The sequence below is a fragment of the Streptomyces sp. NBC_00237 genome (assembly GCF_026342435.1).
Lineage (GTDB): Bacteria > Actinomycetota > Actinomycetes > Streptomycetales > Streptomycetaceae > Streptomyces.
Genome location: NZ_JAPEMT010000002.1, coordinates 697719 through 710374 on the forward strand (window position 1 = coordinate 697719; position 12656 = coordinate 710374).

Consider the following 12656-nt stretch of genomic DNA (forward strand, 5'->3'; position numbering starts at 1 on the left):
CGGTAGGGACTCCACCGCGTGCCGAACCACACCATACGGCCAGGTCCACGTCCCCGCAGGGAAACCTGGTGGGGAGAGCCACGGTGGAAGAGGATGGGATCGCAGATCCGGTCCCGGAAGTTCGTCCGCGCGCTTGATCGCCACTGGATGACTGGCTCAATAGGCAGAGTCGGGGCGGCCGGTGGCAACGCGGCCATGCAGTCGTTGCAGAAGAACGTCCTCAATCGTCGCTCCTGGGCCGCCCGCCAGGAATTGCGGGCTGCGCTCGTGACCTGGATCGAGCGGACCTACCACCGGCGCCGTAGACAAGCCGCGCCCGGCAGACTGACCTTCGTCGAATTTGAGACCGCCATGACCACACCGGCCTACCAAGCCGCGTGACCACACCTGTCACCCAACCCCGCACCAGACCCAATACACCATTGTTCTGTCGCTACGCTGGCGCCGCCACCGGTGGCTTCCGAAGAGCCGCACCCAGTAGCTTTCGCGTCATTTACCGGCTGATTCCAGAAAGTGCGCGTTGCGCTACGTAGTCGCTCGGGTACGTTCCCCAGGCAACTAAGTCAACGCCGGTACAGGGGGTCATGTGAGCAACGAGGACGACAGCCAAGGTGGGCCAGAGCTGTTGATCTCTGTGATCGACGACGATCCACTGAGGGCACGCAGAGACGCCCGTGAACTGCTGGCTGAAGTATCTGAGGCTGATCCGGCGGCCTCGCTCCGTCTGCCCTCTGCCGCCCCTTCTGTGGGCACCGACAAGGGTGGCGACATCGTGGGAGTCGTGGGTCTCGCTTTGAGCACTGGCTCGTTCGCGGCGGCCTGTGTACAGGTTTGGCTGGCCAAAGTGCCCCAGCGCACTATCATCGCGACGCGACCCGATGGAACAACCCTGCAGATCACTGGCCGCGAGGCCCGCGCAGACGAGGATCGCCTCGAACGGTTTCTGACTGGCGGAACGCTACCGGCGGATGAGAACCAGGGCGACGGCACACATAGTCCGGACGACGCCTCCACGACGGGCTGACCGAGGGTGCGCAACAATGATCGATACGCCATGCTGATCGGCGTCTCGAACTACGACAGCGACGACTATCACGACCTTCCGGCGGTGCGTGCCGATCTCCACTACATGCAGGCCGTCCTGCAGAGCACAGAGATCGGCCAGTACAACGACTGCGATGTGGTGGCCGAGCCGACGCGTGCCGAGATGCTGCATGCCATCGAGTCATTCTTGGAGGAGCGCCAGCAGAGCGAGACCGCGCTGCTGTACTTCAGCGGGCATGGGGAGTTCTGCGAGGCGGACAACCAGCTGTACTTCCTCACCCGTGACAGCGACCGTACCGACCTGCCGCGCACCGCGGTGTCGGCGGAGTTCCTCGAGCGAACTCTCCAGTCCTGCCGGGCTGCGTCCAAGATAGTGCTGCTCGACTGCTGTGCAAGCGGCTCGGTCGTCCAGGGCTGGCGTGCCAAGGGCAGAGACGATTCAGATTCAGGCGAAGAGGAACGCAGCACACTACTGCGACCCACCGGCGTCTACTTCATCACTGCCTCCGACGCTCTGCAGCCCGCCTCCGCCATGGCTCCCGAAGGATCGACGCTCGGCACTTCGCGATTCACCGGCGAAATCGTCGAGGGCCTGCGCAACGGGTGGATCAAGAACAACGGATGGATATCGCCGGATGATCTCTTCGAGTATCTGACAGGGCGGATGGTACGCAAAGGTCTACCGAAAGAACAATGCCCCACTAAATCCACGATCCGCGCTACCCACACGCTGTACTTCGCCAGGTCCGTCGCCCGCCCGGTCAGTCTCCCCGCTCCGCCCGAGGGGCCGGCGCCGCCGACAGCCGCATTTCTGAAGGCTCAGGAACGGGCCACAGCCGACACCGAGAACACTAACGACTGGCAGAAGCTGCTGCGCTATTACGCACTTTGCCTGAGCGCGCAGGCCGCAGCGAGCATGCTGCCCGATCGCCGGAACGGGCGTAACTCGAAGTACTTCCTGGTGGACAAGGGGCCCGAGTCCATCCAGTCAGGTCTGGGCGCGTCGCTGCCCGCCCCGGAGAAGCTGCCCGGTGCGCACCCGCGGGTCGACCGAGCCTCCACGGGCAGCTCGGAGCGAGCCGCAGAGCAACACGAGTACTGGTACGGATATCCGGCTGTCACCCTCCCCACCCGCGGCAAGGATGCCAGGCGCACGGATGTGGGCATCGCACCACTGCTCATCCAACAGATGGAGCTCGCTCCAGATGAGAGTGGACGGCCTGTACTCCGCCCGAGCGGGGTGCCGTCCCTGCACACCAAATTGGTGACTGAGCTTCTCTCCGAGGACGAGGCCGCCCAGTTACTCGCCCGTTGGCAGCCAACGTGGCAGCACGGCAATGACGCGCAGATGCTCCACGCCGTAAGGGAGTTGCTCGACGCGCTTGGATTGAGGGAACTCGAACCACTCGACCCCTCGGCTCTCCGCGCTGACTCCGTGAACGAGGCCCTTCGCCCCGGAGCCCACAATGCCGCGGTGATCTTGGCTCCGTCGAGCGTGGAGCGGTTCGCCACCGATGGCCTGGTAGAGAATCTCCTGGCAATGTCCACGCGTACGGACGAGATCCCCGGTACTGCTCTGGATGCTCTGCTGAACGGGCCCGCCCCTCGCCCAGAAACCGACCCGGTTCTTGTGATCTCCGCCGGGCCAGCCAACGAGAGCCAGGAACAGGTGGTCGTCTCGGCGATGACGCAACCTCTGACCGTGGCAACTGGCCCGCCCGGCACGGGAAAGAGCGAGGTCGTCACAGCTGTAGTGGCCACGTGCGTCGCGGCAGGCGAGTCGGTGCTCGTGGCGTCGACCAACAACGAGGCGGTCGATGTCGTTGCCCAGCGGTGTGACGACATCGCTCCCGGGCTGCTGATGCGTACCGGCAACGTCGATGCCTTGGTGAAGGAAGCCGAGAAGCTGGAGCGGCTGCTCTCAGATCCGCCTCCCCCGACCAGTCGCGGTTCCGCCACTGTGGCGGGTGAACTTCGCAACCTGCGCGCTCGGGCCGCCGTTCTACGTGACCAGGCAGGCAGGCAAATCGAGAGTGAAGTGCGGTTGGCCAGTGTGCTGGAGCAGCGTGCGGTACTCGCTGAAAAGGTCGGACTTCCGTTGGCTCTCCTGTCGCAGATGTGGGCATCCGACGACCAATCGGCGCTCGCCCGCTGGGAAGCTCGGGCTCGTACAGCGGCAGCAGCAACGGGCTGGTGGGGTCGTTGGCGGCGTCATCGAGCACTGAAGGCATTCGTCTCGGGGGCAAGTCCAGAAGTCGCCGCGCAGCTGCCGACATGGATCAGTGAACGGCCCGTCGTCTCAGACCTCGTCAACAACCTGGCAGACGCGACGGACCGGGAGCGGCAGGTACGTACACTCACACCTGCTCAAATCGCCTACGACGAAGAAGCCATACGTCAGGCGCGAACCGAATGCTCCACGACCCGCGCCACACTGTCGACAGAGCTGTGCGCGGCGTTGTCGGCGGAAGCCCTCAGCCGCGGGCGCTCCCTGCTCGACCAGCGACTTCAAACGCTACGGCAGCACAAGGGGGCCCAGCGCAGCCAGCTGAATCTGCTGCGCCACCTGAAAGGGTGGGCCATCACCACACACGCGGTGCGCCAACTGAGACCCGACGCGCAGCTCTTCGACCTGGTCGTCATCGACGAGGCCAGTCAGTGCTCCATCGCCTCGGTGCTGCCGCTACTCTTTCGAGCCCGGCGAGCTTTGATCATCGGTGATCCGATGCAACTGAGTCATATCCCTGGCATCTCACCGGAGCAGGAGCGCCAGGCTCGTGTGAGGGTGGGACTGAGCTCGGCCTGGCTGGAGGATCGCCGACTCGCCTACCACGTCCACTCCTCTTACCACGCCGCAGTGCAAAACGGCGAAGCCGCCCTCCTCCTCGACGAGCACTACCGCTGCCATCCGGAAATCGCCGACGTGGTCAACGGCCACTGCTACTCCGGTGCACTGGAGATCATGACGGACATACGTGGGCAGGTCCCCGCCGTCGACCTCATGGCTACCGGAGACACCGCTCCCGTACTGGCATGGGCCAACGTCCCTTTCAGCGAGTCGGCGCAGGGCCCTGGCGGAAAGTCGTGGCACAACCCGTCCGAGGCTGCCGCCGTTGCCGGCATCGTGCAGGAACTGCTGCAGCACCTGCCGAGAACCGCAACAGTAGGCGTGGTCACTCCTTTCCGCGCACAGAAGGACGCGGTGGAGCGCATGATCGCCAGCGACCGGGTGCGCGTGGGCACGGTACACGCCTTCCAGGGCGGCCAACGCGACGTCATGGTTCTCAGCCCGGTGGCGACTGCCAACACACCTCCCAGGACGGCTCATTGGGTGGCGAGCCAGGTCAACCTATGGAACGTTGCAATCACCCGCGCCAAATCCCAGTTGATCACTGCAGGCGACCATGACTACTGGCAGCAACAGACCGGTCTCCCGCACTTGCTGTCGACCCGCTCGGTCCTGTGGAGTCGAGCACAGGATGCCGACACACACGAGGTTCCGGTACCCCAGCCCGGCCCGTGGCAGGACCCTAGCCTCAGGGACCTCATCGACACCGTGCAGCAGCTCCTCACCGCGCGAGGCGTCCTAGGGCTGGAACGCGATGTCGTGGTCGGCGGGCAGCGGGTCGACCTGATGTTCACCGCACCCCAGGGCAACACCGCAGTACTGGTGGACGCCGGACCGCTACCCGGCCGTGACCCAGCACGGCACCTGCGCCTGATGCACGAGCGAGGCCGCCTACTCATCGGGCTGCCACCCGGCGGCCCGGGCCCAAAGGCCGAGAGCATCGAGCGAGTTCTCCGTATCCCCGCCTGGCGCATTCTCGCGGGTCCGAACGTACTGGCGCCACTGTTCGACTGAGTGACCGGCCGGCCGTACACAGCTGACTGGTACATCCGACTTGGGGAGGGGCAGCCGTGACGAGCACCATGAAAACCGAAGAGGTCCTGCACAGCCTCCGGCAGCAGGTGACCATACCGGTCCATTCCACACGAGGGCTGGTGGGCAAGGTCAGCGAAGCCGCCGACGACAAAGAACGTGAGCGTAAAGAGTCCTTCCAGAAACGGCAGGAGGAGGGCAAGACCAAGACGGGAGATACGTACGAACCACTGCGCCGCAAGCCGGGACTGAGCCCACTTCCCAGCCAAGAACTCGGACTGGCGGTACGGCTGTCGTTCTGGGACGTACTCCACCACCTCGGCCGCGGCCTCGCTCTGTCCCAGCGCGGCGCATCGCGCGGGCTGGCCGAACACTGGGGCAGCCTCAAGTACTGCCAAGCGCTCGTAGCAGGCGCCGAAACCTACCTCAGGTTGTCCGAAGAGGGCGAACGGATCGCCATGTACTACAAGGCGCTGCAATCCGAAGAGCTGGGCCAAGCCTTCGGCTTGGCCGTCAGTGAGCAGATCCTCGCCCACCGCTATCCCGACCACAGCGTCTCAATCGTCCGCGCCGACACCGCGCTGCGTGCCGGCTGGACATTGACCAGCCGAGACAAAGCGAAAACCAAGACCGTCGGCTACCAGTACCGCCCGCAGTTCTTCGCCGAAGTCTGGAAACCAGGCAAATCTTCACGCGTCTTCCCAATCGTCTGCAAAGGCAATCACAGCGACCAGCAGAAGGCATACGAGCAACTCGCCTCCGCGGCGGCCCACGCGGACGGGGTACACATCGGTGCCTGGAACGAAACTCCAGCCTTGCTGTTCAGCACGGAGATCTCCCTGACCGACCCGCTCACCGTCCACGCCCTGCACACCGACAGCCCCGGCGGCTGGCTGCACATCGCGGAAGGCACTCCCGCCGAGAACATCGGCCTTCCGCTGGAGAACAAAAACCCGAGCATCGGCATCTTGAAACCAGGCAAGGGCAAAGAACCCGATTCCTCCGAGCCTGGGTGCCAAGTCGGCCCCGACCACTACGAGTGGTTCCAGCGCGCCTTGGCCCGGGTCGGGGCAGCCGGGCTCACGGCCTTCGCCGGCGACGGTGAATCCACCGCCGCACTGCTCACCACACGGCAGGGAAGCGACTTCTTCCAAGGCTTCGCCCACGCCTCGGTCGGCAGCGTCCAAGACGTGCACTACACACTGCTGGGCGAGAAATTCGAGGGCACGGACCATGTCTTCCGACTCAACGGCGAAAGGGTCCAAGCGTTCTCCGGCGTCGCGAAGGACATACTCAACGCCCTCGTCACCAGAAAAGAGCCCGGGAAGCCCGACCGACACGCCGACGTCGCCGCCTACCGACAACAGGTACATGAGCGGAGGGACGGGCGTCACGGGACGTTCTGGGACGACGAGTGGGGAGGAGTGGTGTCGATCAGCCGCGAGGGGACTGCGCTGGCAATGCGTCAGATCCCGCCGTTTCACAACGAGTGATCTCGAGGGTCCGGAGCGTTGGCCAATGGCCCAACGATCAGTCAAGCAGAGGCCGCTTCCAAGCGAAGCAAAATGGCGCGGGAGGAGCTCGCTGATCGACTCCTACAACCACTCGTCGTCTGCACGTACTTGAGAGCGGCGAGCCGGAGTACAACGGAGCACCCCGCGCAAGCTCTTATCCATCATGACCAGCCGCACGACGAAGCCCCGCCGGAACAGACCGGCGGGGCTTCGTCGTGTCACCCGTGTCGCCTGGGAGTCACGAACCCATAGACACCCACCTGCCCCACAGCTCCGAGCTCGGACTGACCCCAAAGAGACTTGCGCATGTCAGCTTTCGTCTCGCCGCTACCTTCAACATGACGAGCTTGCACCGGGCACCGCCGGCCCCCTTCGAGGCCAGCGCCTGGCACCCGCGGCCAGAGGGTCCGGCGCCACCGGATGACCAACATCCGCATCACACGAAACTGACGGGCCGCCCCCACGTCACTAGCTCCCGCCTCCACCAACTCGGCAGCGCCTAAAAGCACTTGCTACCTCATGGTCCACTCCTTAACTGTCAGCCCACCATCGGAGTACCGCATACCCCCGGCATAGAGCTCACCAGCCATCGACCGTCACCAAGGCCATCCCCCCTTGAGGATCTCTGACTGGCAGCGCACACGCCAGTGGCCGACCGACTTGCCCACCTTGGCTGAGGTTCTCAAGGGCAGTGCCGAACAGGTCCGTGAGCTGCTTGGCGAAGTCGATCAGCGCCCTGTGCAGCGCCCCGTCGCCTGCCCCGGTTGACTTCCTCTCCTCGACAACACGCTGGAATGATTCGGAAGAGCGTCGTGGGTGACCTCGCGAACGCTCCGTACGACAGGAAAGGTGATCACGATGGGCAGGGACCCGCTGAATCTCGACGCGCCCGCTGAGTGGGCTGGGCTGTGGTGGCTGCCGGAAGCACCTGAGTATCAGGTGCCGGGCCTACTCCGCTATGAGCCCGAGGGCGGCTTGGTGCTCTCTTTGATCGGCGCGTTCGAGGACCGAGTCATGACGACGCATGCTCCCGGCGTGGTGATGATCCATGAGGGCTGTCGGACGTGGGAGGTGATTCATGGTGCCGCAGAGCAGCGCGAGATCAGCCTCTTCGGTTGTCTTCCTAGCGGTGGCAAGCGGACCCTCGGTGCGCGCGTAAAGACCCCTGACAAGCAGACCGTCGTAGCAACGACGGGTCTCATCGGGGCGCACGTCAGTAGCGAGGAGGAGGCGAGGTTCTCCAAGGTGGAGGTGTCCGTGGAGAACCTCGGGCATTGGGCGGCATCGTCAGTCCTCGAGGGGTCCCTGGGCACGCCCGGCGGGCGCCTTGATGGGGGCGGCGCCATCTCCGTGAAGCCCGTGAAAGTGCAGTCGGTCGAAGTCGATGGCACTGACTTCGTGCTCGCGCACCGCCACACGCTTCCGTTCTTCGACCAGCGTCGAGGCGGAACCGTCGGTCGTGTGCGTGATACCGCGTACGTGCAGATCACCCCGCGCGATACTTCCTCATTGAGTGACGCGATTGGCTATGCCCGGTTGATACAAGACCTGATCTCCCTGGCCACCCACCGTGCTGCCGGCATGATCTGGCTACGTCTGAAACTGGCCACGGAGAACTCCGTGTCGACTTCTCACGGTCTGCGGGTGGAGCGGAATGTCGACGTGCTGTATTCACCCTTTGTGATCGGGAAGCACGACGCGAAGGCGGCCACTCATGATCGTGTGTTCTTCACGTGCGAGGCTCTCCCCTTCGAGGAGATCATCCCTCGCTGGTGCGATGTGCACGCGCGACTGCAGTCCGCGACGAACATGGTTCTGGGGCTTCGGTACGCACCGGCACGGTACGTCGAGAACAATCTTCTGATGGCGGCGGGAGCAGCTGAGGTACTGCACCGTGGCTTCGACATCGATGAACCGCCGATCCCGTCGGAGGATTTCAAACCGATGCGCGAGGCAATGCTGGCTCAGGTCCCCGAGGAGTACAGGAAGCGGATCCGGGGCTCCCTCCGCAATGACCCGACACTTCGGGACCGGTTGTACGCACTCGCGGCCCGGCCCGACCAGGAGGCACTGTCCACACTCGTACCTGACGTGGACCGTTGGGCCAGGCGCACGACTCGAGCGCGAAACGACTTGGCCCATGAAGGACGTACCCCCAACCACAAGCTCGAGGAACTGGCGGCCATTGTGGACGTGACCACTGCGGTGGTTCTGCTGAATCTGCTGAATGAACTTGGGCTACCAGCCGAACGTCAACGAGAAATCGTGCGCGTCCACCCGCAGTTGCGCGCTACGGCCAGGAGCGCGCAGGACTGGCTAAGCACGCCCGAAGCGAACTCCTAAGCCGTGCCACCCAGGTGGGTCTTCCGTAGATCCTGGATCAGCCCCCACCGTAAAATGTAAGTCGCCAAAGCCGTCCTCACCCTAGAAGGACAACGCTGAAACGGGTCTCAACTTTCCCGTCTGGCGGGGACAGCTTGCGCCGACGGCGGCAAGACACAGACGCGGGGGGTACCTCGGGAAGAAGCACCGTAGCTCGTGAAGCCCTGTGCGTTCTCAAGCCCAGGGGACGAGCTCAGTCTGGCCGACCCACCTGTTCGTCCTGGACAGGTCCTGGTAGGAGCCTCGGTAGCCGATCGAACGGAGCACCAGCAGCACCAGGTAATGACGGGTGAGAAGCCAGATCTCGGTGACCAGCCCTTTGACCGAGTAGACAGGCTCCTGCGTCTCCTTGGGATGCACAAGACGGTTTCGGACTCGCGTGACAATGTCGGCGCCATCTGCTGACCGGTCTCCGGCCACTTGCTGTCGGGCCGCAAAGGCAGCGGCCGCAGGAAGACGGTCTTTATAAACCCCCAGATCTGCCCCTGCATCCGTCAGGACCGTACGCAGCTTTCTATGCGCTGGCCAGGCACGAGACGTGAACTCGGCTTCCGTGATCCGACCGGTGAGCACGAGCTCCTGCCACATCACATGTTCCAGTCCGGCAGCTCCGCTCATGATCCGCTGTTCGACGAACCCTCGGTCGGCTATGGCTGTGATCGCGTACTGCATCTGCAGGCGCAGCGCCTGTCCTTTGTGGGGATCATGGAAGGAGGGCAGGAGGCAGGCCAGCAGATTCGCCAAGGACGCTTGGTCCTCTGGATACCACCAGCCGGAGCTGATGCGGCGTGCCGGGTCGCAGAGCATCGGGCCCCACTGGCCCCACACCGTCTGCTCCTCCTTGTTCTGGCCGACGGGCAGGGCCGGGGCGACCCACCGGCCGAGCGCAAAGGACAGTCCGACGTGCAGGGCACCGAGAACCGGGGTGACCTCGGCAGCCGTGAACGTGGTTCCGTTCAGCCGGCGGATCTCCATCACATGCGTCATGACGTAGACATCGGCCTGACGCACGCCAGAGAAGACGGCCTTGTGATCGGGGCGGACGTCCAGCATGATCTTCCATCCGTCCACCTCGTACACACTACGTCCGGCGGCCACCAGCAGCGCCGTTCCATCGACGGCACGGGCTTCCAGGTGGGCAGTTCCGTGCCAGCGAGGCAGGTTGAACCAGTGGACGACGACCCGGTCGAGCGCAGCGTCGGGATCTCCGTAGGAAGTGCCATTGGACCAACCGCTCACAGCATCCATGCCGGATACCGGCAGTTCGAAGCCGAGGTCGAGCAGGCTCAGTTCGGTCCTGTCCGTGGAGGTGGGATCATAGTCCTCGGTATGCAGCCTCCACGAGATCCCCAGCTTCGGAGAGCAGTTGTACTGGACTATCCCGGGTACCGCAGTCCCGGCCGGTCCGGCAACCTGTCCGTTGTAGAGGGTGATCGACTCCCCTGGAGCATTGAAGGGGTACACCGGTGACAGGGGAGTCTCGGCATTGCGCCAAGATGATGAGGCAGACATGCGCCGCACCTTAGACGCTCTCACCGACACCGACGGGCCTTGCCCCCACCAGGAACCCTCCGGACATGCTTGACGTGAACTTGCATGGGCCTTCGTGTCCGGGCCACTTCCACGACCACCTCTCTGGTGGCTGCGTCGGACAGTCCTCCTCGGAGGTTGTCACGCTTGCGTGCCGCACGACCAGTCCCCAACTGCCAAGGGCGCGGGAGACACCTCCGCTCGAGGTCGGTCCACTATCTGATGCTTCTCTTGAGCGTGGTAGCGATGGTTCCCGATGTCCGGTGCCCGGCTGCGGTGTGGCCTGCCGTCTGGCTGAGCTCTCTCCAAATTCGCGAGTGTTCGGATGTGACGATCTGGCGTTCGCCGAGCATCCCTTGGATCAAGCCGCGGCCGCTCCGTTAGGGTCGCTAGCTGTCACACGCATGTCACCAACACCGTCGACGCACCTGAACCAGAAGGTCCTGACCTGCACGTACACCCCTGACCTGGACTGCCCGGACCGCACAAGACGCTTTCGCCTACCTGTGCCATGTGGTGCCCAGTGAGGGACCCAGCACGAGGACAGGGGCGTCTTCCGGCCCGTCGAAGCGGTATTGCAGGGTGTTCATCGGTGTCTCACTCACCCGCATGACCCTCTCATCCATCGCCTGAAGTCACACGGTCAGGGTCAGGAAGTAGGGGGGTGCGGGGTAGGACGCCGTGATTCCTCTGGCGACAGACAGGTGGTTCACGCGGGTGTACCCCTACTGGCCCCTCGTGCGTGAGGCAGTGACGAGGAGAAGTGAGGGGTACCCAAGAGCACGGGGCCGAAGAAGAATCTCGGTGAGACGAGAGGAGGCCCATGCGTAGAGTCACCCCAGATCCCTCTTCCATGGCGACGAGCTCGGTGCAACTTCAAGGCGGCCCCGGTGGGTTGTCCGGATCGGTCGAGTTGACCGATCTGGAGGAAGTGATCTTCTCCACGGAGAAGATCAAGATCCGTTACGGCAACGGATACGAGCACTTCGAGCCCGTCCGTGCTCCGTTGCACCAGGTCGGCAGCGGAGCGGTATCCGAGCTCATGACCTTTCAGTGGGTCGGCCGCACCAAGATCGCCGAGTAGGCAGCAACCGCCCACCCCCCGCGGAACTGCGCCTGTCCGCCGGCACCGAACCGGCAAACGGTAGTGGCCCCGAGCCAAAGCTCGGGGCCACTACTTTTTCTGGTTGTTCAGACTGGGTGCGGAGAGGTGGGTGATGTACCGGTTCCCCGTGCCGTTGCTGGGGGTAGCTCTCCCCGAACACGGCGTAGACGGAGCAGTGCAGCGGCGGCCCCGGCTGATAGCGGTAGGTCTCCGCGGCCCGGTAGTCGCTGCGGATCGCGGGCAGCACCGCGCGGAGCATCTCCTCGTCGTCCAGCGTCTGGGACTCCGTACCGTTGAGGAACTTGATCTACTGGACCAGTGCGGCGTCGTCGTACAGGTGCACCGACTCCTCGCGGTCCCTGCGGGGTGATGTCGCGCCGCTCAAGACGGAGCGACACCTCGAAGGCGGGGGTGGCTCAGCGTCCTCGTTCAAGACACGGTCAGCGCCCCGAGGTGTGTCCGCGACCCCTTACGAACCGGTGCGGGCGCTCACGTGCGGGAGGCGGACGCCGCCAGGGCGTCCTTGACCTCCTGGACCACGCGGGCCGCGTCCTGGGGGTCGTTCACGACGTCGGTGCAGCTCATGTCGATGACGAGGACGTCGCTGGCCGAGTAGTGCTTGTGCACCCAGTCGTCGTAGCCGGACCACAGCGTCCGGTAGTACTCGACGAGGCCCTCGTCCTGTTCGAAATCGCGACCGCGCAGGCCGATCCGGTGCAGGACCGTCTCGAAGTCCGCCTTGAGGTAGACCATGAGGTCGGGGGCCTTGCGGTAGGGCAGTCCCTCGATCTCGCGCATCATCTCGTCGAGCAGGCCCTCGTACACCCGCATTTCGAGGGAGCTGATGCGGCCCAGGTCGTGGTTGACCTTGGCGAAGTACCAGTCCTCGTAGATGGAGCGGTCGAGGACGTTGTTGCTCTCCTTGTACGCCTGCTTGATCGAGGCGAACCGGGTCTGGAGGAAGTAGAGCTGGAGGAGGAAGGGGTAGCGGTTGGCCTGAATCTCTTCGGGGGTCGCCGTGTAGAAGAGCGGGAGGATCGGGTTGTCGTCGACGCTCTCGTAGAAGACGTCGCTGCCCAGCTCCTTGGCGATCAGTTCGGCAACACTCGTCTTGCCGATTCCGATCATGCCTCCGACGCAGATCACTGACATTCCTCGCTTCTCCCTGGGGATCATCCTGTTGCTGGCCGGGTGGTTTCGG

General features: G+C 64.2%; 7 protein-coding genes and 1 pseudogene. 6 read left to right on the forward strand and 2 right to left on the reverse strand.

The genetic code is table 11. The features are described from left to right. Window positions 1–96: 96 nt before the first annotated feature. From OG897_RS17345 to OG897_RS17365, 5 genes and pseudogenes are all read left to right on the forward strand, one after another. Window positions 97–381 (forward strand): annotated as a pseudogene (locus OG897_RS17345) (IS3 family transposase); the annotation flags it as partial. A 205-nt stretch (window positions 382–586) separates the two neighbouring features. Next, entirely contained in the window at window positions 587–1024 is a 438-nt protein-coding gene (locus tag OG897_RS17350; RefSeq protein WP_266657801.1) for a hypothetical protein, read from the forward strand. A gap of 30 nt (window positions 1025–1054) precedes the next feature. Further along, window positions 1055–4906, forward strand: coding sequence for an AAA domain-containing protein (locus OG897_RS17355; RefSeq protein WP_266657803.1), 3852 nt, complete (start codon window positions 1055–1057; stop codon window positions 4904–4906). Window positions 4907–4962: 56 nt separating this feature from the next. Continuing rightward, window positions 4963–6417, forward strand: a complete 1455-nt coding sequence (locus OG897_RS17360) for a hypothetical protein (RefSeq protein ID WP_266657805.1) — start codon at window positions 4963–4965, stop codon at window positions 6415–6417. Window positions 6418–7296: 879 nt separating this feature from the next. Then, on the forward strand, window positions 7297–8781 hold the full coding sequence (locus OG897_RS17365; protein ID WP_266660251.1) for a HEPN domain-containing protein: 1485 nt from the start codon (window positions 7297–7299) through the stop codon (window positions 8779–8781). Window positions 8782–8994: 213 nt separating this feature from the next. On the opposite strand, the gene OG897_RS17370 is transcribed toward OG897_RS17365, so the two are convergent. Further along, a complete protein-coding gene (locus tag OG897_RS17370; protein WP_266657807.1) occupies window positions 8995–10332 on the reverse strand; it encodes a hypothetical protein in 1338 nt (445 codons plus the stop codon). Window positions 10333–11203: 871 nt separating this feature from the next. Between OG897_RS17370 and OG897_RS17375 the strand changes: the two genes are divergently transcribed. Next, window positions 11204–11434 (forward strand): DUF5988 family protein, encoded by a 231-nt coding sequence (locus OG897_RS17375; RefSeq protein ID WP_266657809.1) that lies wholly within the window; start codon window positions 11204–11206, stop codon window positions 11432–11434. A gap of 510 nt (window positions 11435–11944) precedes the next feature. On the opposite strand, the gene OG897_RS17380 is transcribed toward OG897_RS17375, so the two are convergent. Continuing rightward, complete coding sequence (locus OG897_RS17380; RefSeq protein ID WP_266657811.1) at window positions 11945–12607, reverse strand: deoxynucleoside kinase; 663 nt, start codon at window positions 12605–12607, stop codon at window positions 11945–11947. Window positions 12608–12656 lie beyond the last annotated feature (49 nt).

Coding starts and splice junctions, on each gene's coding strand:
- OG897_RS17370 (WP_266657807.1), bottom strand. CDS start 10,332: ATGTCTGCCTCATCATCTTGGCGCAATGCCGAGACTCCCCTGTCACCG.
- OG897_RS17375 (WP_266657809.1), top strand. CDS start 11,204: ATGGCGACGAGCTCGGTGCAACTTCAAGGCGGCCCCGGTGGGTTGTCC.
- OG897_RS17365 (WP_266660251.1), top strand. CDS start 7,297: ATGGGCAGGGACCCGCTGAATCTCGACGCGCCCGCTGAGTGGGCTGGG.
- OG897_RS17380 (WP_266657811.1), bottom strand. CDS start 12,607: ATGTCAGTGATCTGCGTCGGAGGCATGATCGGAATCGGCAAGACGAGT.
- OG897_RS17355 (WP_266657803.1), top strand. CDS start 1,055: ATGCTGATCGGCGTCTCGAACTACGACAGCGACGACTATCACGACCTT.